At 69.3% G+C, this 22,567-nt stretch carries 20 protein-coding genes; 7 read left to right on the top strand and 13 right to left on the bottom strand.

The features are described from left to right. Window positions 1-97: 97 nt before the first annotated feature. From ACSQ2B_RS08705 to ACSQ2B_RS08690, 4 genes are read right to left on the bottom strand one after another with little or no spacing between them, the layout of a single operon-like run. Window positions 98-1,459 carry a sensor histidine kinase gene (locus tag ACSQ2B_RS08705; protein ID WP_436049031.1) on the bottom strand — a complete coding sequence of 454 codons (1,362 nt, stop codon included), beginning with the start codon at window positions 1,457-1,459 and terminating at the stop codon, window positions 98-100. Beyond that, window positions 1,456-2,127 carry a response regulator transcription factor gene (locus ACSQ2B_RS08700; RefSeq protein WP_436049029.1) on the bottom strand — a complete coding sequence of 224 codons (672 nt, stop codon included), beginning with the start codon at window positions 2,125-2,127 and terminating at the stop codon, window positions 1,456-1,458. Before ACSQ2B_RS08700 ends, ACSQ2B_RS08705 begins: the two co-directional genes overlap by 4 nt. Before the next feature lie 20 nt (window positions 2,128-2,147). Then, on the bottom strand, window positions 2,148-2,666 hold the full coding sequence (locus ACSQ2B_RS08695) for a PepSY domain-containing protein (protein WP_436049027.1): 519 nt from the start codon (window positions 2,664-2,666) through the stop codon (window positions 2,148-2,150). 1 nt (window position 2,667) lies between these two features. Continuing rightward, window positions 2,668-3,882, bottom strand: coding sequence for a glycosyltransferase (locus ACSQ2B_RS08690; RefSeq protein WP_436049025.1), 1,215 nt, complete (start codon window positions 3,880-3,882; stop codon window positions 2,668-2,670). A 77-nt stretch (window positions 3,883-3,959) separates the two neighbouring features. On the opposite strand from ACSQ2B_RS08690, the gene ACSQ2B_RS08685 reads away from it, so the two are divergent. From ACSQ2B_RS08685 to ACSQ2B_RS08670, 4 genes are all read left to right on the top strand, one after another. Beyond that, window positions 3,960-4,340 carry a type II toxin-antitoxin system RelE/ParE family toxin gene (locus ACSQ2B_RS08685; RefSeq protein WP_436049023.1) on the top strand — a complete coding sequence of 127 codons (381 nt, stop codon included), beginning with the start codon at window positions 3,960-3,962 and terminating at the stop codon, window positions 4,338-4,340. A 318-nt stretch (window positions 4,341-4,658) separates the two neighbouring features. Next, a complete protein-coding gene (locus ACSQ2B_RS08680) occupies window positions 4,659-4,784 on the top strand; it encodes a hypothetical protein (protein ID WP_436049021.1) in 126 nt (41 codons plus the stop codon). 77 nt (window positions 4,785-4,861) lie between these two features. Next, window positions 4,862-5,616 (top strand): IS5 family transposase gene (locus tag ACSQ2B_RS08675; protein ID WP_436049019.1). Its coding sequence is split into 2 segments (ribosomal slippage): window positions 4,862-5,195 and window positions 5,195-5,616, totalling 756 coding nucleotides; the frame shifts between segments, so codons are not numbered across the junction. A gap of 578 nt (window positions 5,617-6,194) precedes the next feature. Beyond that, the gene (locus ACSQ2B_RS08670; RefSeq protein ID WP_436049017.1) at window positions 6,195-7,802 is read left to right on the top strand and encodes an aldehyde dehydrogenase family protein; all 1,608 of its coding nucleotides are present in this window, start codon (window positions 6,195-6,197) and stop codon (window positions 7,800-7,802) included. 93 nt (window positions 7,803-7,895) lie between these two features. Here ACSQ2B_RS08670 and glcF read toward each other — a convergent pair whose 3' ends face one another. Genes glcF through ACSQ2B_RS08645 form a run of 5 tightly spaced genes read right to left on the bottom strand, consistent with a single transcriptional unit; the run spans window position 7,896 to window position 13,032 of the window. Next, window positions 7,896-9,200, bottom strand: coding sequence for a glycolate oxidase subunit GlcF (gene glcF / locus ACSQ2B_RS08665; protein WP_436049016.1), 1,305 nt, complete (start codon window positions 9,198-9,200; stop codon window positions 7,896-7,898). Then, entirely contained in the window at window positions 9,200-10,351 is a 1,152-nt protein-coding gene (gene glcE, locus ACSQ2B_RS08660) for a glycolate oxidase subunit GlcE (protein WP_436049014.1), read from the bottom strand. The genes glcF and glcE overlap by 1 nt, the downstream gene beginning before the upstream one ends. 2 nt (window positions 10,352-10,353) lie before the next feature. Further along, window positions 10,354-11,847, bottom strand: coding sequence for an FAD-linked oxidase C-terminal domain-containing protein (locus ACSQ2B_RS08655; RefSeq protein WP_436049013.1), 1,494 nt, complete (start codon window positions 11,845-11,847; stop codon window positions 10,354-10,356). Between the two features lie 9 nt (window positions 11,848-11,856). Next, entirely contained in the window at window positions 11,857-12,210 is a 354-nt protein-coding gene (locus ACSQ2B_RS08650) for a hypothetical protein (RefSeq protein WP_436049011.1), read from the bottom strand. Between the two features lie 60 nt (window positions 12,211-12,270). After that, the gene (locus ACSQ2B_RS08645; RefSeq protein WP_436049010.1) at window positions 12,271-13,032 is read right to left on the bottom strand and encodes an SDR family NAD(P)-dependent oxidoreductase; all 762 of its coding nucleotides are present in this window, start codon (window positions 13,030-13,032) and stop codon (window positions 12,271-12,273) included. Between the two features lie 213 nt (window positions 13,033-13,245). On the opposite strand from ACSQ2B_RS08645, the gene ACSQ2B_RS08640 reads away from it, so the two are divergent. Both ACSQ2B_RS08640 and ACSQ2B_RS08635 read left to right on the top strand, forming a co-directional pair. Beyond that, window positions 13,246-14,433: an acyl-CoA dehydrogenase family protein gene (locus ACSQ2B_RS08640; protein WP_436049008.1), complete on the top strand. Its 1,188-nt coding sequence runs from the start codon at window positions 13,246-13,248 to the stop codon at window positions 14,431-14,433. Next, window positions 14,430-15,503 carry a phosphotransferase gene (locus ACSQ2B_RS08635; RefSeq protein ID WP_436049006.1) on the top strand — a complete coding sequence of 358 codons (1,074 nt, stop codon included), beginning with the start codon at window positions 14,430-14,432 and terminating at the stop codon, window positions 15,501-15,503. The genes ACSQ2B_RS08640 and ACSQ2B_RS08635 overlap by 4 nt, the downstream gene beginning before the upstream one ends. On the opposite strand, the gene ACSQ2B_RS08630 is transcribed toward ACSQ2B_RS08635, so the two are convergent. From ACSQ2B_RS08630 to ACSQ2B_RS08615, 4 genes are read right to left on the bottom strand one after another with little or no spacing between them, the layout of a single operon-like run. Further along, on the bottom strand, window positions 15,461-16,900 hold the full coding sequence (locus ACSQ2B_RS08630; RefSeq protein WP_436049004.1) for an aldehyde dehydrogenase family protein: 1,440 nt from the start codon (window positions 16,898-16,900) through the stop codon (window positions 15,461-15,463). The two genes, ACSQ2B_RS08635 and ACSQ2B_RS08630, sit on opposite strands and share 43 nt — an antisense overlap. Window positions 16,901-16,926: 26 nt before the next feature. Next, the gene (locus ACSQ2B_RS08625; protein WP_436049002.1) at window positions 16,927-18,417 is read right to left on the bottom strand and encodes an acetyl-CoA acetyltransferase; all 1,491 of its coding nucleotides are present in this window, start codon (window positions 18,415-18,417) and stop codon (window positions 16,927-16,929) included. 9 nt (window positions 18,418-18,426) lie between these two features. Further along, window positions 18,427-19,242 (bottom strand): crotonase/enoyl-CoA hydratase family protein, encoded by an 816-nt coding sequence (locus tag ACSQ2B_RS08620; RefSeq protein WP_436049000.1) that lies wholly within the window; start codon window positions 19,240-19,242, stop codon window positions 18,427-18,429. Beyond that, window positions 19,235-21,610, bottom strand: a complete 2,376-nt coding sequence (locus ACSQ2B_RS08615; RefSeq protein WP_436048999.1) for a CoA transferase — start codon at window positions 21,608-21,610, stop codon at window positions 19,235-19,237. Before ACSQ2B_RS08615 ends, ACSQ2B_RS08620 begins: the two co-directional genes overlap by 8 nt. Before the next feature lie 169 nt (window positions 21,611-21,779). On the opposite strand from ACSQ2B_RS08615, the gene ACSQ2B_RS08610 reads away from it, so the two are divergent. Continuing rightward, on the top strand, window positions 21,780-22,562 hold the full coding sequence (locus ACSQ2B_RS08610; RefSeq protein ID WP_436048997.1) for an enoyl-CoA hydratase-related protein: 783 nt from the start codon (window positions 21,780-21,782) through the stop codon (window positions 22,560-22,562). The last annotated feature ends 5 nt before the right edge of the window (window positions 22,563-22,567 follow it).

Raw genomic sequence — 22,567 nt, 5'->3', positions numbered from 1 at the left:
CCCGGCTACGCCTGCCCCGAGCGCCATCGTCGCGGCAGGCGCGGCGACACGGCGTTCAAAGACCGGATGCTGGGAAGGAGGCTTCCGCCTCACGCTGCTATGCGGGCCGGAACCGCACCGTCGCCTGAAGGCCCGGCTCCGCGTCGCTCAGGTGAATGGACGCGCCTATCCTCTTGGCGGCGGCGTCCACGAGGCTGAGGCCCAGCCCAAACCCTCCAACCCCTTCGGTCCGCGTCCGGTAGAAGCGCTCGAACACGCGCTGGCGTTCACCGTGCGGAATGCCCGGCCCATTGTCGCGCACGACGAGCGCGGGCCCGCTGGCGTCGGCGGCGACCGCAACCTCAATGCGCCCGCCCGGGGGCGAGAACTTCAAAGCGTTGTCGAGGAGGTTGCTGACCATCTGGAAGATAAGGTCCCGGTCGCCGGCGACGAGCACGTCCGGATCGGAGGTGAGGGTGAGGGATTGGTCCCGCGCCTCCGCCGCCGGCCGGTGCCATTCGACGGCGTCCTCGACCAGCGGCCGCAGATTGACTGTGGTCAAGGCGGGCTGCTCCCCGCTCTGCAGGCGGGCGATGCGCAGCAGGGCCTCGAACATCGATTGCAGCCGGGCCGCCTCTTCGAGCGCCGCGGCGGTGCGGGCGTGGTGCTCGACCGACGGGGTGGCGGGATCGGCCAGTTCCTCCAGCTCGGCGCGCAGTCGAGTGAGCGGCGTCCGAAGCTCGTGGGCGATGTTGTCGGAGACGCGGCTGATGGAGGCCACGAGCTGCTCGATGCGGGACAGCATCTCGTTGAGGGTGGTCGCCAGCTGATCAAAGTCGTCGCCGCTGCCGCGCAGCGCCACGCGGCCCGAAAGGTCGCCGGCGATAACCGCCCGCGCAGCGCGGTTTATGCTCTCCAGCCGCTGGGCGACCGCGAAAGTCATCACGAGGCCCCCGATGACGCCAAGCGCGAGGGTCATGCCCAGCCCCCAGGAAAGCGCCTCGAGGATCAGGTCTTCGCGCTCGTCGAGGTCCTCGGTGTCGAGCCCGACGATCAGCCGGTAGCCGCCGGCAAGCGCCACGTCCCGCACGACGGCCTCGTGCTCCTCCTCCGCGCCGGTGGCATAGGTGCCGAACTCGTAGCGACGCCACTCGCGGCCGGCGACTCTCGGCCAGTCGATAAGGTTCGCCGCGACAACCCCGCCCCCCCGGGCGACGAGCACATGGTAGGGGAGTCGGCCTCGCGGCGTGGCGGCGCGGCGCTCGAGGGCGCGGATCAGCGCATCGCGGCCGTCGCGTGCATAGACGGAGACCATCTCATCGCTCTCGACCTGGATGCGGCGCTCGACCTCCTGCAGCGGCCGCCAGACGCCGCCGAAATAGCTGACCCCCAGCATCAGGCCGATGGAGCCGTAGAACAGCGCCATGTAGACGAGGGTCAGGCGCAGGGTCAGGCTGCGCAGGGGATTGCGCCACCTCATGTCCGGAGGCTGTAGCCCATGCCGCGCACGGTCTGCAGCAGCGGCGGCTCGAATTCCTTGTCGATCTTCTGGCGCAGGCGGCTGACGTGCTGGTCGATGATGTTGGTCTGGGGATCGAAGTTGTAGTCCCAGACGGCCTCCAGCAGCATGCTGCGGCTGACCACCCGGCCGGCATTGCGCAGCAGGTATTCGAGCAGGCGGAACTCGCGCGTGGTGAGGTCGATCGACTCGCCCGAGCGAGTCACGGTGCGGGTGATCAGGTTCATCTGCAGGTCGGCCAGGGCGAGCTCCGTGGTCTCCCGCACCACGCCCTTGCGGCGGCTGAGCGCCTCCACCCTGGCCAGCAGCTCCGAAAAGGCGAAGGGCTTGGCGAGATAGTCGTCGCCGCCGGCGCGCAGGCCCTTCACCCGGTTGTCCACGTCGCCCAAGGCCGAGAGGATCAGCACCGGCGTGCTGTCGCCGGACGCGCGCATGGTCTGGAGAATCTTCAGCCCGTCGACATTCGGCAGCATGCGGTCGAGGACGACGACGTCATAGGTCTCGGCGGCGACGCGGAACAGCGCCTCGCGCCCGTCCGCCACATGGTCGACGAGCCAGCCCTCCGCCTTGAGGCCCTTGACCACGTGGCTCGCGACGCGGGCGTCGTCCTCCACGACCAGCACGTGCATGACGACCTCCGAGATCAGTTCTAGTCGTCGATGACCGGGGAGATCGCGCCTGTGCGCAGGTCCACGCGCACCTCGCGGTCGGGCGCGCCGGTCAGCTCCGCTTCGTAGTAGTACCGGCCGCCCTCGCGCTCCAGCCCGATGTCGGAGACCCGGCCCTTGGTGGCGTCTTCCACCAGCGCGATGGTCTGGGTCAGGGTCCGGGGCGCCGCCTGCGCAATCCTCAGGTGCTCGCCGGTGAAGGGCAGGCGCACCTTGGCCGGGCGGGTGTGGCGCAGGACCTTGCCGGTGGTCGCGTCCACCTCCGCCTCGATAGCCCGGCCGTCCTTCACGAGATCGATGTCATAGACGAGGGCTCCGCGCTCGTGGTCGAGCTCCGCATCGAAGGCGCGGGCGTCCAGCGACTGTTCGGCGGCGGCCACCGCCTGGGAAAGCGGCACGACAGGCGGACGGGCGGTCGCGGTCTGGGCTGGCGCCTGGGCCAGAGCCGGCAAGCCGAGGCCAACAACGGCGGCGGCGAGGATCAGGGTCTTGGTCTTCATGTCAGTACTCCGTGTTTCGGCCCCCGAGGCTCTTTCCTACCGGCGACAGATGGCGCGCGGCTTCGGGGGACATTTGGATTTCGCCATGTGCGGTCCGAGCCTCGGCATGCGCTTGGAGCACGATCCGGCAGAGGCGATCCGTGGCGGCGTGGAGCGAGTAGTGGTCGGCGCGGTCCTGCGGGAGGATCCGGGTGGCGGGGTCGAGCTGCAGGCGAATGGCGCGGGCGAGATCGGCGGGCTCGGGCCGGGCGAGGACCCCGTAGCGACCGCCGGCCAGGACCTCCGGGGCGCTGCCGGCGGTCACCGCGGCCACGACGGGCGCGCCGCAGGCCAAAGCCTCGAGCAGGCTGTTGGAGGCGCCTTCCCAGCGGGAGGGCAGCACATAGGCGGCGGCGCGGGCGACCAGGGGGAGGGGATCGGCCACCTCGCCCTCAAAGCGGACCGAGTCGGCCACGCCGCGCGCGGCCGCCAAGGCTTCGAACCGGCGGAGCACGTGGGCGGGGCCGCGGCCCAGGACCAGCAGGCGCAGGTCTGGGGCGTCGACCGCGCGCAGTCGTGCAAGGGCCTCGATCAGGCCGTCCAGGTTCTTCTGGCGGTGCAGGCGCCCGACCGCCACGAGGAAGGGCGGCGCCCCCGGGGCCGTCCAGGGATGGTCGCAGGGCGCCTGGCCGCGGGCGCGGAGGACTGCGGCGTCCACGCCGTTGGCGACCACATCCAATCGGCGGTCGCGGTGGGCGGCGCGGAAGGGCCGACGCTGCGCAATTACGGCGGAGACCGATACGAGCCGGGTGGCGTCCCTGGCGATCAGCCGCAGGCCCAGCGCGCGCAGGCCGCGAAGCAGCGGGACCTCGCCGGGATGGAAGAGATCGTTGCTGATCCGGTAGAGGCGCGGCATCTCGATCATCCCACGCAGCGCCGCCCAGACCGCGAGGTGTGCGTGATTGCCCATGGAGAGCACGAGACCCGCCTGCGTGTCCTCCAGGCGGCGACGCAGCGCGGGCACGGCGGCCGCCAGGGCGAAGGCGCGGGGCCCCCGCCGGCGGCCGAGGCGGGTCAGAACCGGACCTGCCAGATCTGCGGCCAACGGGCCGTCCTCAAGGCAAACCACCTCCACGGCGGCGCCCCGGCCGGCGAGCGCATTGGCGAGGTGGACGGTGTTGCGGGCGACGCCGTCACGGGTGAGCGCGGCGCAGAACAGCACGACAGGTTTTGGCATAGGCCGAGCCTCGCCAAGACGGATGGCGGCAGCCTCCGCCGAGCATTTGGTTTTGGCCATCTTCCGGGCGCGCCGGCGTGTGCGAGCGCCTGGCTGTCTATCGCCTCACCGAAGCCGCCGAGACCGACTTCGTCGAGATTCTAGCTTGGTCAGAGACGCAATTCGGCGGCGCGGCCCGCCGCCGCTACGAACGGCTGATCGTCATGGGGCTGATCGACATCGCGGCCGATCCTGTGCGCCCAGGCAGTCTCGCGCGGCCGGAGCTGGGGGGCGACATCCGCAGTTGGCATCTTCGCGGCAGCCGTGAGCGCGCGCGGGGCCCCGATGGCGTCGTCCAGCAGCCTCGGCACTTCCTCATCTATCGTCCAGTCGAGGTCGGATTGATCGCGATCGGTCGCGTCCTACACGATGCGATGGAGCTGGAGCGCCACCTGCAGGGCCCTGGCGCCCGGGATTGAGGGCCGGCCAGATCAGGCGTCGCGGATGTTGAAGCGGGCGGCCATCTGCAAGATCGGTGAGGAAGGGCCGGGCCCCGGAATTCACTGATCGCGGAATGACGTGGTCTGACCCAGAGGACCCATGCTCTGTTTCACCGTGGCGTCCGCTCTGAGACAGTGAGACGTCGGCCCGCTTTACGTCGGTGATCGCCCTTCCGGCGCCTCGATTTTTGTGAGACCGGCAGAACTCGGCAGCCAGCCGGCTGGAATGGATTTTCGAGGGGTCAGAAACGGTGGGGTAACCGAGGTGGCCTTACCCTAGGCGGAGGGAGGCTGCTCATGGCTGAAATGGTTCTGTATGCATTGATGGTGATCCTGATGATCGTCGCGCCGCCCACCTTCATGTTCGGCTTGGCCATTCGCGAGCAGAGGCTTCGGGTCGGCGCCGCCGATTTAACGCGCTAGGAGCTGTGGACTCTTAGGATTCCCTGCGACTCCGAAGCGTGATTCAAGACTGCTTTTTGGGGGCAGTCTTGGGGGTGATGGACCGCTTGGTGCTTAGCGACGACCAGTGGGAGCGGATCGCCCCGCTGGTCATCGGCCGTCCGGATCAGAAGGGCTCGACGGGCCGGGACAACCGGATGTTCGTCGAAGGCGTGCTGTGGGTGGTGCGCACCGGTTCGCCGTGGCGGGATCTTCCGGAGGTGTTCGGCGACTGGAACAGCGTCTGGCGGCGGTTCAGCCGCTGGAGCGCCAAGGGGATCTGGTGGCGCATCTTCGAGGCGCTCTCGAATGATCCCGACTTCGAGTACCTGATCGTCGACTCGACCATCGTCCGCGCTCACCAGCACGCGGCGGGGGCGAAAAAGGGGGGCCTGAAGATCAGGCCATTGGCCGCTCCCGCGGGGGCTTGAGCACCAAGATCCACATGGCCGTGCGAGGGTTGGGCTGTCCCGTGCGGTTCACGCTCACCGCTGGCCAGCGCGGCGACGCGCCCCAGGCCGGCCCGCTGATCGAAGGCCTGCCAGCCCAGGCCGTAATGGCCGACACCGCCTACGACTCCGACCGCCTGCGCCAGGCGATCGCCGAGAAGGGCGCGGTCGCGGTGATCCCCAACAACCCGTCCCGATCCCGCAAGCACCCGCTCGACAAGCACCTCTACGCCCAGCGCCACCTGGTCGAGTGCTGCTTCAGCAGGCTCAAGCAGTTCCGGCGCGTCGCTACACGCTTCGAGAAGACCGCCAGGAACTATCTCGCCATCGTCACCCTCGCAGCCATCGTCCTCTGGCTACGCTAAGTGTCCACAGCTCCTAGGGCCTGGCGGCGGGGGGCGGTTCGCCCCTGCGGACCACGCACGTCCGCCGCGAGAGCGGGCGGCTGCAACACGTGGTGCGCTTCTCTGCCGAGAGCCCTCGCGATCTACAGGGGCGGTGAAGTTGCCCAGGGCGCCGCTCGGACCCCGGCCACGCCTGACGGTTCTAACGTTCCACAATGGGTCGTTCCGGCCCCGTTCGGCCGTCCCGGATGCCGGAGTCAATCGAGCTCGGGCCTCGCGTTTACGGGATCCTCAGCAGACCCGTCGCACGGCCTTCTGCACTGTATTGCGCCCGCGTTCGGCCGAATTCACATGCCGACGCACAATTCAGTCTCAAGAAACTCCCCAGTTTCGATCATCGCCCGCCTCTGAGCGGCCCAGCGCTCGACATCTTCATTGCGGCAGCTCCTGGCGGAAAGGCGTGGGCCAATATGTCGAAGGATATTGGCCGCGCGCGATTTTCTCGGATGATTAGAACCTGGACTCGCGCGGGATCGGCATCTTGGAGAAGATGCGTATCAACGGATCGAGGATGAACTGGCGGAAAAAATTGTCCGCCTGTGTTCGCCTATACACGTCTCCCAGAGAAAGATTGCCGCTCGCGGACGCGCGGACGCGTTCGTAACCTGCAACAACATTCATTAAGGCGGCCTCGGCCGCTAAAGCGGAGGAAGACGATGGCCGGGTTATTGGAGCGGGATTTCTGTTCGGAACAGGCGTTGCTGCAGCATGGGGGCAAGCTGTTCATTGACGACAAGTGGCTCGACGCCACGTCTGGCGCCACCCTCGATGTCTACGATCCCGCGACGGGCAGTGTGATCGCCAAGGTCGCCGCGGGCGATACGGAGGACGTGGATCTCGCCGTGCGCGCGGCCCGAAGGGCGTTTGAGAACGGCGCCTGGTCTAAGCTCACGCCATCCGAGCGCGGCCGTCTGCTGTGGAAGATTGCAGATCTGCTGGAACGCGACGCCGCGGAGTTCGCCCGCATCGAGTCGATCGACAACGGCAAGCCGATCACGATGGCCCAGGGGGACGTTACGCTCGCGATCGACATGTTTCGCTACATGGCCGGTTGGGCGACCAAGATCACAGGGACCACGACGCCGTTGTCGCTGGGGTTTGAGCACCACAGCTTTACGATCCGCGAGCCTGTCGGGGTCGTGGGGCAGATCATTCCGTGGAATTTCCCGCTCCTGATGGCGGCCTGGAAGCTCGCTCCAGCCTTGGCGGCGGGCTGCACGGTGGTCCTGAAGCTCGCCGAGCAGACGCCGCTCACCGGCCTGAAGCTTGGCGAGTTGTTCCAGGAGGCGGGCTGCCCCGCCGGCGCCGTCAACATCATCTCCGGCTTCGGCGAGACGGCGGGCGCGGCGATCGCGGCTCATCCGGGCATCGACAAGGTCGCCTTCACCGGCTCGACCGAAGTGGGGAAGATGATCGTCCGCGCGGCCATGGGGAACCTGAAAAAGGTGACCCTCGAACTTGGCGGAAAGTCGCCCGTCATCGTCTTCAACGACGCCGATCTCGAGGCGGCCAGCGCCGGCGCAGCGGCCGGCATCTTCTATAACCAGGGACAGGTCTGCACGGCCGGTTCGCGCCTGTACGTCCACAAGTCGGCCTTCGACCGGGTGGTGGCCGATGTCGCGGACACCGCCGGGAAAATCAGGCTCGGACAGGGATTGAATCCCGACACCCAGATGGGACCCCTGGTCTCGGACGAGCAGCTGGGGCGGGTTCTCGGATTCATCGGCGCTGGCCAGGACCAGGGGGCGACGATCGTCGCTGGCGGCGAACGCCACGGGGACGCCGGCTACTTCGTCAAGCCGACGGTGCTCACGAACACCAGCCGCGACATGACGGTCGTCCGGGAGGAGATTTTCGGTCCTGTCATCGTCGCCGAACCCTTCGGCGATGATGATCTCGACAAGATCGCGGCGATCGCCAACGACACCGAGTACGGCCTGGCTGCTTCCGTGTGGACCAAGGATATCTCCAAGGCCCACAAGATGGCGCGCAAGATCAAGTCGGGCACGGTGTGGGTGAACTGCCACAATGTCTACGACGCCGCGCTGGCTTTCGGCGGCTATAAGCAATCCGGCTGGGGCCGCGAAATGGGCGAATACGCGACCCAGAATTACACGGAGGTGAAGGCCGTTACGTTCAAGCTTTGACTGAGCGCTGCGGAGGTTCCGAAGTTCGCTCAAGCCCGCCACCAGGCGTAAGCGAACTTCGGAATCGCGGCCGAGGATTTGGCTGGGCCTGGTTCAGGACGCCTCGAGGCGGGACGTCACGGCCGCTGGGGCAGGACCGCCGGTCGCCCAGTCCAGCAGCTCGATGGTGTGGACGACCGGCGACTGGGCGTGCAGGCCGATCTGAACCGCGCACCCCACATTGCCCGTCGCGATGACGTCGGCCGCGAGGCGGCCGAGATGGGTCGACTTTCGCTCGCCGAGGCGGCCGGCGATGTCGGGTTGCAGGATGTTGTAGACGCCGGCGGAGCCGCAGCAGATATGCGCCTCCGCCGGCGTTCGCACCGTATATCCCGCTTCGCGCAGCAGGCGCACCGGCGCGTCCGACACCTTCTGTCCGTGCTGCAAGGAGCACGGCGGCTGATAGGCGACGATCAATCCCGTCTGCTCGGCGGCGGGGAGCTCGCAGCGCACGAGGAATTCCGAGATGTCCAGCGCCAGAGCCGAAACCCGCGCCGCCCGTTCGGCGTAGGCGGGATCGTTGCGCAGCATGAAGCCGTAGTCCTTGATGGTCGTGCCGCATCCGGACGCTGTGATGAGGATCGCGTCGAGCCCGTCTGCGTCGATCAGGCGCGACCAAGCGTCCACGTTGCGCCGCGCCGCCGCCAGGCTCGCATCCTCGCGGCCCAGGTGATGGACGAGCGCGCCGCAGCATGCCTCGCCCGGGGCGAAGCAGACGTCGTATCCCGCGCGATTGAGCAGGCGAATGGCGGCTTGGCGGATCTCCGGCCGAAGCACCGGCTCAACGCAGCCCTGCAGCAAGACCACGCGCCCCTTGGCGACGGCCGCCTTCGCGTCGCGGGTCGGCGCCGGGCGCGCGAGGTGTCGCGGGGCCAGGGCCAGCATCGACGCCAGGGGGCGCAGGGCCGCAACGCCGCCCAGCAGCGGCCTTGCGGGCCTGGCCAGCCGCGCCAGCCTCAGCGCGAGCCGGAAGCGGTTCGGGTAGGGCAGGGTGCCCGCTAACAGGGCGCGCAGCGCGCGCTCGTGGGGCGGCCTGCGGTAGCGACGCTCGATGTAAGCCCGCGCATGGTCGACCAGGTGCATGTAGTTCACGCCCGAGGGGCAGGTCGTCATGCAGGAGAGGCAGGAGAGGCACCGGTCGACATGCTTGACGACCTCCGCCGTGGGCGTGCGCTCGGTCTCGAGCATGTCCTTCATGAGGTAGATGCGCCCGCGGGGGGAATCCAGCTCGTCCCCCAGCAGGAGGTAGGTCGGGCAGGTCGCGTTGCAGAAGCCGCAGTGCACGCACTTGCGGATAACCGCTTCCGAGGCGGCCATGGCGGGATCTGCGAGCTGGGCGGGGCTGAACTCGGTGCGCATCAGAACCGGCCTGTTTCGAAGAGCCCATGTGGGTCGAAGGCGCGGCGGACGCGCGCCTCCAGCGCGGCCACGCCGCGCTGGGGCGGATGAAACGCTGGAACCCTCGCCCGCAGGCTTTCCGGTCCACGGACCAGGGCCGCATGTCCTCCAGCTGAGGCGGCGATCGTTCGCACCTCGTCCGGCGCGCCGTCGGCGGCGGCCCAGATCAGTCCGCCGGCCCAGTCCATAAGCCATCGGGTGCCGAGGGGACGCAGAGCGTCCACGACCGGCGCACCCTGGCTTGGGGGGACGCTGATCCGCCAAAGCGGCGCGTCCGCCGGAAGGGAGTGGAGCGTGCGCAGCCGGCCCCAAATCGCGTCCGCTTCCGCCGCGTCCGAGGTTTGCAAAGCCCCGAACCCGGCCAGGGCGCGGGACAGCATTTCGCAGCGGGCGGCGACTGAGGCCGGAAAGCCCTGGATGCGGAAGGCGGTCAAGGCGGGCGCGTCCGGCAGATGCGCGGCGGCGGCGATTTCGGCTTGCGAGCCCATGGCGGTGGTCATGGCGGCCACGGCCCGGCCGGGGTCGAGGCCCGTGAGCACGAGGGTGGCCGTCGTCCTGGGCGCTGGCAGCACCTTGAGCGTGACCTCCGTCAGAGCCGCCAGGCGTCCCCAGCTGCCGGCCATGAGCTTCGGCAGGTCGTAGCCGGTGACGTTCTTCACCACTTTCCCGCCGGCCACGAAGGCCTCGGCGCGCCCCGAGACGCCGCGGAACCCCAGCAGGTGGTCGCGAGCCGCGCCTTGGGAGAGTCGTTGCGATCCCGCCACCGCCGCCGCGATCACGCCGCCCAGCGTCGCGGCTCCCGGCGGCGTCCCGAAAATGGGGCCGTGGTCGAACGGCTCGAACGCCAGCATCTGGCCCTCGCTCGCCACCAGCGACTGGATAGCCGCCAGGGGGGTCCCTGCGCGCGCGGTCAGCACGAGCTCGGCAGGGTCGTAGTCGACGACTCCCGTGAAGCCGCGCATGTCGAGGATGCGCGAGGCGGGGGCGGGGCGCCCCACCCCTTGCTTGCTCCCGCCGCCGCGGATCGAGAGGGTCGCGCCGTCCCGCGCCGCCTCGGCGATCGCCTCGCAGAGCTCTGTCTCGTCGCAGGGCGTCAGGGGTGGTCCGGCCACGATCAGAACCTGGGAAGCTCGGGAAACCGCGCCTGCCCGCGATGGACATGCACGCGGCCGAGTTCGGCGCAGCGATGCAAGGTCGGGAAGACCTTCCCGGGATTGAGCAGGAGCTGCGGGTCAAAGGCGCACTTCACCCGCTGCTGGTGCGCCAGATCCACGGCCGAGAACATCTCCGGCATCAGGTCGCGCTTCTCGACGCCGACCCCGTGCTCGCCTGTGAGCACGCCGCCCACCTCAACGCAGAGACGCAGGATGTCGGCGCCGAAGGCCTCGGCGCGTTCGAGTTCGCCCGGCTGGTTGGCGTCGTAGAGGATGAGCGGATGAAGGTTGCCGTCGCCTGCGTGGAACACGTTCGCAACCGCCAGGCCGTGGACCTCCGAGAGGGCCCGCATGCGGTCGAGCACGTCGGGCAGCCGGCGACGCGGGATCGTGCCGTCCATGCAGTAATAGTCGGGCGCGAGCCTGCCGACCGCGGGGAAAGCCGCCTTGCGCCCGGCCCAGAACGTCAGCCGCTCGTCTTCGTCGCGAGAGATGCGGCTGGAGACCGCGCCGTTGGCGAGCGCGATCCGTTCGACCTCGACGATGAGCTCGGCGCATTCCGCCTCGGGTCCGTCCAACTCCACGATCAGAAGCGCCTCGACGTCGAGCGGGTAGCCCGCGCGCACGAAGGCCTCGGCCGCGTGGATGGCGGGACGGTCCATCATCTCCATGCCCGCCGGGATCACGCCCGCCGCAATGACGTCGGCCACGCACTGGCCTGCGCCCTCCACTGTCGGAAAGCCGAGCAGGATGGCGCGCGCCGTCTCGGGTTTTGGGAGGATGCGGACCGTCACTTCCGTCACGACCGCGAGAAGCCCCTCGGAGCCTACGATAACGCCCATAAGGTCGAGGCCCGCCGGGTCGAGCTGGCGACCGCCAAGGCGGATGACCTCGCCATCCATCAGCACGATTTCCGCGCCCAGGACGTTGTTGCTGGTCAGGCCGTACTTCAGGCAGTGGACCCCGCCGGAGTTCTCCGCGACGTTGCCGCCGATCGAGCAGGCGATCTGGCTGGACGGATCCGGTGCATAATAGAAGCCGGCGTCCTCGACCGCGCGGGTCACCGCCAGGTTGGCGACTCCCGGCTGAACGATCGCGATTCGGTTCGCGTAGTCGATCTCCAGCACTCGGTTGAACTTGGCCATGCCCAGCAGCACCGCGTCGGCGAGCGGCAGAGCGCCGCCCGACAGCGAGGTGCCCGCGCCGCGCGGGACCACCTTCACGCCGTTCTGATGGCACCAGCGCAGCACGGCCGAAACCTGCGCCGTGGTCTCGGGAAGCACCACCACCATCGGCGGCTGGCGGTAGGCCGTGAGGCCGTCGGTCTCATAGGGCCGCAGCGCATCCAGGTGGTCGATCACGCCCTCGCCCGGCACGATCGCCCGTAGCGCCGCGACGATCGACCCGCGGCGCGCCAGGACAGCGCGATCCGGCTCCGGCATCTTCAAGGACATGAGCCCAGCCTAGCGCGGGCCATTCAGGTCGGCAGAGGCAAATGAAGTCATGACCGTCGTGAAAAGCCTGTCTTTGGCGTCCGTACGAGCTCCTCTGGTCGGCGACGTGGGCGCGGACCGGAATGATGGACTGTGGCGGGAAAGGTCCGCGATGGGCCGATCTCGACCCTCCGGGAGCCGCCTGAATGTCCGCCGGTCGCGCTCGCGGCCCTTGCCGACCAGGCGGAGGCGCTTCAGGGCGATGCGCGCCAGATCGACCGGTTCGGGCGAGACCTCGAGGCCGTGCACGGCGGCGGCGTGGGAGATGACCAGCCTGATATAGCCGAGGTCCATACCGCTCGTGACGCCGCCGGCGTCTTTCATGTGGCCTGCCTGAACGCCTTCTTTCAGTCGGGAGCCCACCAGTGACGAAGGCGCGACCGCCTACATCGACTGACCGTCGTCGAGGGTCAGCAGGCTTCCAGTGATCTTGGCGCCTGAGGGACCGGCCAGCATCAACAGCGCAGCGTCGAGGTCGGAGGCGTCCATCAACCTGCGTCGCGGGAACCGGCTGATCTGCTTGCGGCCGCCCTCGGAGCGGAACCATTCGGCGTTGATGTCGGTCTCGATATAGCCGGGACAGATGGCGTTCACCGCCACGCCGTGTTTGGCGAGATCCTTCGCCAGACCCCGCGTCATCATCGCCACCGCGGCCTTGGAGGCGCAGTAGGCCGAAAGACCCGGCAGGACCGTATGGCTCAGGATCGAGGCGATGTTGATGATACGGGCCTGCTCGCGCTCAGCGACCCCCGAGGCGATCATCCGGCGGGCCGCTTCCTGCGCGGCGAAGAAGGTCCCGCGCACGTTCACGTCGAAGGTCTCATCCCAGGTCTCCACCGACAGGTCCAGGACGTGGCCCTCGCCTGAGACGCCCGCATTGTTGACCAGGATGTTGATCGGCCCCAGCTCGGCCTCGATCCGGTCGAACGCCGCCGCAAAGGTTCCCGGCTGCGTGATATCGAGCGCTAGCCCCACCGCGCGCCCGCCGACCTCGCGGATCTCGGCGGCCAGCGCTTCGACCCGCTCCAGCCGCCGTGCGGCCAGGCCGACCGCTGCGCCATTGTTGGCGAGCAGTCTCGCGAAGTGGGCGCCCAAGCCGCTCGAGGCGCCCGTCACCAGCGCGACTTGACCGGATAGATCGTTCATCGTCTCAAACTCCGCAGTCCCGGCGACGCCTCAAAGAATCCGACTATGTCCCTTGGAGCGGCGCTAGCGACCTATTCACTTGGTTAGTTGTTCCGTCCGGCGGGCCCTCGCAAACTCGGAGCCATGCAGCCTGCCCGCCTGAGGCGGCGTTAGGCGCGGCAGGAGGCGGCCGGCGCCATCTCCGATCCAACCGATGATTGGCGGGACTCCCAAATGACAGAGGCGGATAAGCCCGAAGCTGGCGTCACCGCAGAGGCCGGCGCCATCGCCGCCAGGGTCGAGGCGTTCGTTCGCGGCACGGTCGCGGCCTATGAGAAGGACGCGCGGCTTGGTCCGCATGGGCCGGACGAAACCCTTGTGGCGGAGCTGCGCGCGAAGGCGCGCGCCGCGGGCGTGCTCACCCCGCACATCCTGGACGACGGTAGTCACCTGAGCCAACGCGAGACGGCGATCGTGTTGCAACGGAGCGGCCTGTCGCCGCTGGGGCCGATCGCCTGCAACACCATGGCGCCCGACGAGGGCAACATGTACCTGCTCGGCAAGGTCGCGACGCCGGCGCAGAAGGCGCGTTTCCTGGCGCCGCTAGTGGCGGGCGAGGCGCGGTCCGCTTTCTTCATGACGGAGCCCGCTGAGGATGGCGGGGCCGGTTCCGATCCCTCGATGATGCAGACCACCTGCCGTCTCGATGGCGAGCACTGGGTGATCAACGGACGCAAGAAATTCATCACCGGCGCCCAGGGGGCGAGGGTGGGGATCGTCATGGCGAAGTCCGAGGACGGCGCCTGCATGTTCCTGGTCGAGCTGCCGGACCCGGCCATCCGCATCACCCGTGTGCTCGACACCATCGACAGCTCGATGCCGGGCGGCCATGCCGTGGTGGAGATCACCGACCTGCGCGTGCCGGCAGACCAGATGCTCGGCGCCTCCGGCGAGGGGTTCAAATACGCCCAGGTGCGCCTGTCGCCGGCGCGCCTGTCGCACTGCATGCGTTGGCACGGGCTGGCGACCCGCGCCAACGAGATCGCCGCCGACTATGCCTGCCGCCGCCACGCCTTCGGCAAGCCGCTGATCGATCATGAGGGGGTCGGCTTCATGCTGGCTGACAACCTCATCGACCTCAAACAGGCCGAGCTGACGATCGACTGGTGCGCCGGAGTGCTCGACACCGGGTCGCTGGGTACGGCGGAAAGCTCGATGGCCAAGGTCGCGGTCTCCGACGCCCTGTTCCGGGTCGCCGACCGCTGCGTGCAGGTGATGGGCGGCGCGGGGGTGTCCGGGGACACGATCGTCGAACAGGCCTTCCGGGAGATCCGCGCCTTCCGGATCTATGACGGCCCGACGGAGGTCCACAAATGGTCGCTGGCCAAGAAGATCAAGCGGGACTGGCAGGCCGCCCAATGACCAGCGACAGCGGCACGACGGCGGTGCGCGAGGGCTACGGCTTCGATGTCGGCGCGATCGAGGCCTGGATGCACGAGAACGTGCCGGACTACTCAGGACCGATGCGGGTCGAGCAGTTCCAGGGCGGCCAGTCCAACCCGACCTACAAGCTGGTCACACCGGGCCGGAGCTATGTCCTGCGTCGCAAGCCGCCCGGCCAGCTGCTGAAGGGGGCGCATGCGGTCGAGCGCGAGGCCAAGGTCGTCAGCGCGCTGGGGCAGGCGGGTTTCCCGGTCGCCCGGGTGCATGGGCTCTGCACCGACGATGCGGTGATCGGGACCTGGTTCTATGTGATGGAGATGGTCGAAGGGCGGATCTTCTGGGACGCGACCCTGCCGCAGGTCCCGCGGGCCGAGCGCGCCGCCTATTTCGATGCGATGAACGCGACCATCGCGCAGCTCCACAGCCTCGACTACGCCGCCGTGGGCCTCGGCGACTATGGCCGGCCGGGCAACTATTTCGCACGCCAGATCGCGCGCTGGTCGAAGCAGTATCTCGACGATGCGGAAGCCGGGCGCGACCCCAACATGGACCGGCTGATCGAATGGCTGCCGGCCAACCTGCCCGAAGGCGACGAGACCAGCATCGTCCACGGCGATTTTCGTTGCGACAACATGATCTTTCATCCGACCGAGCCCCGCGTCTTGGCGGTGCTCGATTGGGAGCTCTCGACGCTGGGCCACCCGGGCGCCGACTTCGCCTATCACGCCATGATGTACCGGATGCCCCCGCACATCGTCGCCGGCCTCGCCGGCGCCGATCTCGGAGCGCTGGGCATTCCCTCCGAGGCCGACTACCTGGCGGAATATTGTCGCCGCCGAGGCCTCGCGGGCATGCCCGGGTACGACTTCTACGTCGCCTTCAACTTCTTCCGGCTCGCCGCCATCTTCCACGGCATCAAGGGTCGGGTGATCCGCGGCACCGCGGCGTCCGCCGAGGCCCGGCAGCGGGTCGCGGTCCTGCCTGAACTCATGGCGCTCGCCTGGGCTCAGGCCGAGCGCGCCGGAGCGGGCCTCGGCTTGGAAATGTAGATCGACTTCGGCCGGGTGAATTCGAGCAGGCCGCTCAGGCCGTTCTCCACCCCGAAGCCGGATTGCTTGTGTCCGCCGAACGGCGTGTGCGCCGGCAGGTGTAGGTTCTCGTTGATCCAGACGGTGCCGGTCTCGAGTTGGTGGGCGACCTCGACTGCGCTGGCGACGTCGCTCGACCAAACCGCGCCGGCCAGGCCGTATTCGCTGTCGTTGGCGCGCCCGATCACCTCGTCGAGGTCCTTGAAGCGCATCATCGGCAGGATCGGCCCGAAAGCCTCCTCGGTCACCACGCGCGCGGTCTCCGGCGGGTCGTCGACGATGGTGAGGGGCACGAAATAGCCGGGACCCGAGGGGGCCGGACCCTGCAGCAGGGTCAGCCCCGCAGCCCGCGCCTCGTCAATCAGCTTCAGGACCCGCTCGTATTGCGGCCGGTTCTGGATCGGGCCGAAGCCGACGCCGGGCTCCAGGCCGTCCCCCACCCGCGCCGATCCCGCCAGGGCGACCAGGGCGTCGCGGAGCCGGTCGTAGACCGCCTCGTGGACGTACAGCCGCTTGGTCGCTACGCACAGCTGGGCCGAGTTGAAGAAGGCGCCCTGGAAGATTCGCGAGGCCACCTTCTCCACGTCGACGTCGGCCAGGACGATGGCGGCGTCGTTGCCGCCGAGCTCCAGGGTCACCCGCTTGAGATCCTTGGCGGCGGCTTCCATCACCCGCTTGCCGGTCGCCGTGGAGCCGGTGAAGGAGATCTTGGCGAACCCCTCGTGCGCGGTCATCCAGGGCCCGAGCTCATCGCCGCCGCTGATCACGTTGAGCACGCCGGGCGGCAGCACCTCGCGCAACAGCTCGGCGATCTTCAGCATGCAGAGCGGGGTGAAGGGCGAGGGTTTGAGCACCATGGTGTTGCCCGCCAGCAGCGCCGGCGCGACCTTCCACATCGCCAACGAGACCGGGAAGTTCCACGGCACGATCGCGCAGACCACTCCCAGCGGTTCGTGATGGACCTCGATGCGGCGGACATCGCTGTCCTCGGTCACCTCGACCGGCAGCTCCCTGGCGGCGACCGCTTCCAGCCAGGCGGCGGCCCCGGCGATCTCGTATTCCGCGAGGGGCAGGGGCCGGCCCTGTTCGAGGGTGAACAGGCGTCCGGCCTCGGCGACGTGGCCGCGCAACAGCTCGCCGGCCAGCAGGAGCCGTTCCCGACGTTCCGCGATCGGCGTCCGGCGCCAGGATTTCTGGGCCAGGGCGGCGGCGGCCACTGCCCGGTCGAGATCCTCGCGCGCGGCGCGCGGCGCCGTCGCGAAGGCGGCTCCCGTCGCCGGATTGATCACCTCGATCGTCTCGGCGGCGCTGACGAGCTCGCCGCCGATGGTCATGCGATAGTCGGAACGCCAATCCACAGCTCGTCCTCCTTCCAGGGTAGAGATCAGCGCGCCCACACGCGGCCCAGCGACTCATTCGAGACGATGCGACCGCGGCTCCCAACCGGTTCGGCGCGCCCGTCGGTCAGAAAGGCCAGCATCGCCCGATCGCTCGCGTCGACGTGAGCCAGCGCGCGCGCCCCGGCGGGCGTCCGGGCGATCACGACGCCGCCCGAGGGCTCGCCCGCGCGATCGTAGAAGACCGTGTAGGTCTCGATCCGGGCCTCGCCGAGGTGCTCGCGGTCGAGCTCCGGGATCGGCTCTCGCGCCGCATCGGCCTCGGCCTGATAGTCGAAGTCCTGCGGGAAGCTGGCGGCGGCGATCAGTTGGCGGCCCAGGATGATGCTGTGGTTGTCCTCGGCGAAACCGCCATTGGCGAACAGGAAGCCGTAGCGGCCTTCGCGGCGCAGCCTTTGGACCATCGAGACGACCGCGTGGCTCATGTAGTTGGCGATCGGCCCGCCGCCGAAGGTCAGGCCGCCGAACACCGTGGCCGGCCTGTCGACCGGCCAGCCCAAAGTGCGGCGCGCCATCTTCGGCACGCAAGGGAAGCAGCTGTAGAGCTCGACAAAATCCATGTCGCCGATCTCGAGCGCGTTGAGCGCAAGCGTTCTGCGCAGTGAGACGTCCATGCTGGCGCTGCGGTCATACCGGTCGCGCCGAAGAATGTTGGCCTGTTCCTTCGCGGCCGCGCCAAGGCCGACATAGATGAGCCGGGCCTCGGGCACGCCCAAGCGGCGCGCCTCGGCGAGGCTGGCCACGACGAAGGCTGCGCCCTGGTTCACCGCGCTGTTGGCCACCATCAGCTTTGTGTAGGGGAAGGCGAGCGGCCGGTTGCGCTCGGAGGGGGTGAGGATGTCCAGCGCGCTCGCGGGCCTGCGGATCCACGCGCCTTCGTTCCCGGCGGCGATCTCCGAGAACTGCGACCAGATCTGGCCGCTCTCCGCCTGGGCCTGCGTCAGAGTCTGGCCATAGGCGGCGCGGCCGGCGTTCTCGTACAGGGGATAGACGTCGACGGGGGCGGTCAGGCCGTAGCTCTGGGCGTAGCCCGGCTTTCGATGTGTCCGCAGGGGATCGGGCGCCCGGCCGCCCGCGTTGCGCGCCGCCGCCTGCGCGGCCGCCGTGCGCAAGGCTTCGCCTCCGACCACGGCCGCCAGCTTCGCTTCGCCGGCGCCGATCCGGTTGGCCGCCTCGTTCAGGAAGCGGATCGGGGTGTCGCCGTGCGGCGCGGGCGACTGGTAGGCGATCTTCGGACGGGCGCCGATGACCGCCGCAAGCGGCTCGCACAGGTTCCCGAGCTCGCGAAAGCTGATCTGGTCGACGATGGCGAGCATGTCGAGCTCGCGCAGCACGGGCGCGCCCATGTCGGCCTCGGCCTTGTGCAGCGCCGAGGCCATCAGGCCCAGGGAGTCCAGCCCCGCCTCGGGATCGGCAGGGCGGTCGTTGACCTGCCCTACGCCGACGATCACGGGAACGCGTTCGGGATCGATCGCCATCGCCTCGCCCTACCGCGCCTTCCAGATGGGCGCGCGCTTCTCGGCGAACGCCCGCGGGCCTTCGCGTCCGTCTTCCGAACGGATGATGACCGCCGCCTCGGCGTCGTTGAGGGCCCAGGCGGCCCGGTCCGTCTCGATGGCGCCATCGGCGATCCCATTGGCGATGCGCTTGCTCGCCTGGACCGCGAGCGGGGCGTTGAGCGCGATCTTCTCCGCCAGCGCCAGGGCGGCCGCCATCACCTGGTCGCGCGGGACCACCCGGTTGACGAAGCCCAGCTCCAGGGCGCGTTGGGCGGTGAAGCGCTCGCCCGTGAGCAGGAATTCCATCGCCAGCTTCCGCGGAAGCTGCTGGACCAGGCGGTGCGCGCCGCCCGCCGCGGCGATGATGCCGCGCTTCACCTCCGGAAGGCCGAACATCGCCGTCTCGGCCGCCACCACCAGATCGCAGGCGAGCGCCAGTTCCGTGCCGCCGCCCAGAGCGAAACCGTTGACCGCAGCGATCATCGGCTTGGAAATCGGGTGCGCCACCACGCCGGCGAAGCCCCAGGCCGCCTGGGTCCTGTCCCTGGGCGCGATCCGTTCGCCGCGCGCCATGGCCTTCAAGTCGCCGCCGGCGCAGAAGGCCTCATCGCCGGCGCCGGTGAGGACGACGGCGCGCACCTCGGCATCGTGCTCGGCCCGTTCCAGCGCCAGGCCCAGACCGACGTGCACCGCCTCGTTGACGGCGTTGCGCGCCTCGGGGCGGTTGATGGCGACGATCAGCACGTGGCCGCGCTGCTCCACCAGCACCGCAGGCGCAGAGTCCTTAGCCACGTCCTCAGCCACGAGCGGTCTCCCTTCTGCCTTCGCCGGTTTCAATGAGGCGCGCGATCTCTGGCGGGGTCGGCTCCAACACGCCGGCGGCGATCAGGCGGACGATCTCGGCGGCGCCGAGCCCCAGCCAGTCGCGCACGACTTCGGCGGTGTGCTCTCCCATCACCGGCGCGGGCTGGGTCGGCGGCTCGCCCAGCCCCCCCGAGCGGGCGAGGAAGCGCTCGGCGACGACCTCCTCATCCATGTGCGGGTGCTGTTCAGTCCGGAACAGGCGGCGCTCCCGATAGTAGCCGAACTCCGGCAGGTCGCCGACGCGCAGCATCCGGCCCGCCGGCACGCCCGCGGCCTGGAGCTGCTCCATCGCGTCTTGCGAAGACCGCGACGACAGCCAGTCGGAAAGGAGCTCGTCCACCCTGGACCGCGCCGCCAGCCGTCCCTCCCGCGTCTGCAAGGCCGCGTCGTCGCAGCCGAGGATGGGCGCCAGGCGGCGCCAGTCGCCGTCATCGCGCACGGTGACGACGCACCATTCGTCCTCGCCCGCCGCGCGGTAGACGCCCCAGGGCGCGTCCGGAGAGGCGGCGAGGCTGGGCTCGCCCAGGGCGCGGGCGGCGATGTCCGTCGCAAAGTGGTCGAGCATCACCTCGAGCTGGGCGATCTTGGCTGCGCCGCCGCGGCCGGTCCGAAGCCGCCGGATGAGCAGGGCGAGCACCGCGGTCGCGCCAATCCGCGCCGCCACGTGATCGGGATAGACGGTGATCGAGTCGCTGTAGCTTTCCGCATCGTCCGCGTAGCGCCAAGCCTCGCTCACCCCGGCCACGGCGCGGACCAGCGGTCCGTAGCCCATGCGCGACGCCCAGGGGCCATGGGCGCCGAAGGCGCTGCTTTCCAGGCTGATGATCGCCGGGTTGAGCGCGGCCAGCTCCTCATGGCTGATCCCCAGGGACTCCAGCGTGCCGGGCTTGAAGTTGGAGAGCACCACGTCGGCCTGCGCCGCGAGCCGGCGGAAGATCGCCTTGCCCTCGGGGTCGCGCAGGTTGAGCCCGAGACTGCGCTTGTTGCGGTGTCCGGCGCCGAAGCTGACCGAAAGGCCGGTGGGCAGATAGGATTGCCGCGCGCCGTCGGGAAAGTCCGAACATTCCAGCTTCACGACGTCGGCGCCCAGGTCCGCAAGCAGGCGGCCCTGTTCGGCGCCGACGACGATCACGCCTAGATCGAGGACCTTCAGCCCGGCCAACGGCAGGGCTTCGGCCGCGAGGGCGGCGCTCGGCTCCAGCCTCTCCGCCGCGGCCGGAGCGGGCTGCGCGCGCGGCCCCATACGCACCCCGTCGATCTCGACGATTCCGTTCGGAACCGGCGCCTGCCGACCGTCGCCCAGAGGCATGTGGACGAAGGCTGCCCGCTCGGCGAGATGGTCGGCGGTCAGGCATTCGTCGAGTGTGCGCAGGGCCGCGATCGGCACGCCGAACGCCTGCCCCTGGCGTTCCAGATCCGAGCGGCTGCTGTTGGCGAACAGCGCTGCGATGGCTGCGGTGAGTTCGGGCGCACGATGGCGGACCACCATGCTGTTGAACTGCGGCCCGGCAAATTGCGCCGGCTCGCCCAGCCAGCGGAACATGCCCTGCCACTGGCGCGGCGCGAGCAGGCAGATCCGCACGTGGCCGTCGGCGCAGGGGAAGATCGGATAGCGAAAGCCCTTCGCCGGCCGCTCCGGCGACAACAGCTTTGCGGGGCGACCCATGGTGGCTGTGCCGTTCATGCCGAAGCCTGGGTCCAGCGCCTGGACGGCGCCGTCCAGGGCCGAGACGTCGAGCCGGTCGCCGTGTCCGGTGACCAGCGCGCGATAGACCGCGACCAGGCCGGCGAAGGCCGCCTGGGCCAAGGCGCAGCTGATCGCGAGTTCGGCGGGCGGCAGGAGGGGCTCGCGTCCCCGGACGCCCGAGCGACAGAGCATGCCGGAAAGGGCGTGCAGCACCGCGTCCGTGGCCTGCCACCGCGAATAGGAATTGTCCCGCCCGAACATGCTGACGTCCATCACCACGAGCTCCAGCCGTTGGAGGGCGGCGGCATCGAGTCCTCGGGCGAAACCGGGATCCTCTCCGCTGAGGACGATCATGTGCGCGCGCCGCAACAGGGCGTCGAACGCCTGGGCGTCCGCCGGTTGCGTCGGATCCAGGCGCAGGACCCGCTTTCCGAGGTCGCCGATCTGTTGGGCGAGGCCGGCGCGGGGAGCGGCGTCGCCGGCGCTGTCCGCATGCCGGATCCGCACCACCTCCGCGCCCAGGTCGGCGTAGAGCCGGCAGAGCGGCGCGAGCGGCCCCTCGACCATATCAAGGACAACCACGCCTTCGAGCGGGCGGGCGGCGTCAGCAGTCAGGGTCATGGGCGGATCGCTCGACGCATGGTCGTGACGATCACCCCGCCCGGCTTTCCGTCAACCTAGCCAAAAGGCGAGTACGCCGCCGGTCATTGATCAAGCATTTGAAGTGCATGCGGCGCTGGTCACGCTCAGTGACGCCGATCCGATGGGGGTCATTGCGAAGGAGCCTGGCATGGCGAGCCGGAAGGTCTTGCTGGAGTTGCGGGGCGACGTCGCGATCGTGACGCTCAACGACCCGGAGAGCCTCAACGCCATAAGCCTGCCGCTGCTGGAGGACCTCGACGAAGCGATCATGGAGGCCGCCGGGCGCGCCCGCGCCATGATGCTCACCGGCGCGGGCCGAGGGTTTTGTTCGGGCGCGGGGCTCAAGGGCGTATTGGACGCCGGCGGAGGCGCCCCGGACTTTGGGCGCGAGCTGGAGACCCACCTCAATCCGGTGATGCGTAGGCTCCGCGCCTTGCCGATCCCGTGGATCTCCGCCGTTCGCGGTCCTGCCGTGGGCGCAGGCTGCGCCTTGGCGCTCGCCGGCGACCTGATCGTGGCCAGCGACACCGCCTATTTCGTGCAGGCCTTCGCCCGGGTGGGCCTGGTCCCCGACGGCGGGTCCACCCACCTGCTGACGCGCGGCACCACGCGTGTCCGGGCCATGGAGATGATGCTGCTGGCGGAGAAGACGCTGGCGGCCCAGGCGGTGCAGTGGGGCCTGATCAATCGTGTCGTTCCCGACAACCAGCTGGACTCCGTGGCCATGGAGCTGGCCGCGCGTCTCGCGGCCGGCCCGACCCGCAGCTACGCCCTGATCCGCGAGGCCGCCTGGCGCGCCTTGGACAGCGGCTGGGAGGAGGTGCTGAGGCTCGAGCGCCAGAACCAGAGCCTCGCCTGCGCCACCCAGGACGCGGTGGAAGGGATCGCGGCGTTCGTGGAAAAGCGTCCGGCCCAGTTCATGGGCCGATAGGGCGG

Source organism: Phenylobacterium sp. LjRoot225 (assembly GCF_964252855.1).
Classification (GTDB): Bacteria; Pseudomonadota; Alphaproteobacteria; order Caulobacterales; family Caulobacteraceae; genus Phenylobacterium.
The sequence above is the reverse complement of the archived record's forward strand: the minus strand, read 5'-3'. Positions and strand labels throughout refer to the sequence as shown.

What these genes read in the sequence shown, in the direction of transcription:
- ACSQ2B_RS08705 (WP_436049031.1), bottom strand. Translation starts at nt 1,459, where the DNA reads ATGAGGTGGCGCAATCCCCTGCGCAGCCTGACCCTGCGCCTGACCCTC.
- ACSQ2B_RS08700 (WP_436049029.1), bottom strand. Translation starts at nt 2,127, where the DNA reads ATGCACGTGCTGGTCGTGGAGGACGACGCCCGCGTCGCGAGCCACGTG.
- ACSQ2B_RS08695 (WP_436049027.1), bottom strand. Translation starts at nt 2,666, where the DNA reads ATGAAGACCAAGACCCTGATCCTCGCCGCCGCCGTTGTTGGCCTCGGC.
- ACSQ2B_RS08690 (WP_436049025.1), bottom strand. Translation starts at nt 3,882, where the DNA reads ATGCCAAAACCTGTCGTGCTGTTCTGCGCCGCGCTCACCCGTGACGGC.
- ACSQ2B_RS08680 (WP_436049021.1), top strand. Translation starts at nt 4,659, where the DNA reads ATGGCTGAAATGGTTCTGTATGCATTGATGGTGATCCTGATGATCGTC.
- glcF (WP_436049016.1), bottom strand. Translation starts at nt 9,200, where the DNA reads ATGCGCACCGAGTTCAGCCCCGCCCAGCTCGCAGATCCCGCCATGGCC.
- ACSQ2B_RS08655 (WP_436049013.1), bottom strand. Translation starts at nt 11,847, where the DNA reads ATGTCCTTGAAGATGCCGGAGCCGGATCGCGCTGTCCTGGCGCGCCGC.
- ACSQ2B_RS08650 (WP_436049011.1), bottom strand. Translation starts at nt 12,210, where the DNA reads ATGAAAGACGCCGGCGGCGTCACGAGCGGTATGGACCTCGGCTATATC.
- ACSQ2B_RS08645 (WP_436049010.1), bottom strand. Translation starts at nt 13,032, where the DNA reads ATGAACGATCTATCCGGTCAAGTCGCGCTGGTGACGGGCGCCTCGAGC.
- ACSQ2B_RS08640 (WP_436049008.1), top strand. Translation starts at nt 13,246, where the DNA reads ATGACAGAGGCGGATAAGCCCGAAGCTGGCGTCACCGCAGAGGCCGGC.
- ACSQ2B_RS08635 (WP_436049006.1), top strand. Translation starts at nt 14,430, where the DNA reads ATGACCAGCGACAGCGGCACGACGGCGGTGCGCGAGGGCTACGGCTTC.
- ACSQ2B_RS08625 (WP_436049002.1), bottom strand. Translation starts at nt 18,417, where the DNA reads ATGGCGATCGATCCCGAACGCGTTCCCGTGATCGTCGGCGTAGGGCAG.
- ACSQ2B_RS08615 (WP_436048999.1), bottom strand. Translation starts at nt 21,610, where the DNA reads ATGACCCTGACTGCTGACGCCGCCCGCCCGCTCGAAGGCGTGGTTGTC.
- ACSQ2B_RS08610 (WP_436048997.1), top strand. Translation starts at nt 21,780, where the DNA reads ATGGCGAGCCGGAAGGTCTTGCTGGAGTTGCGGGGCGACGTCGCGATC.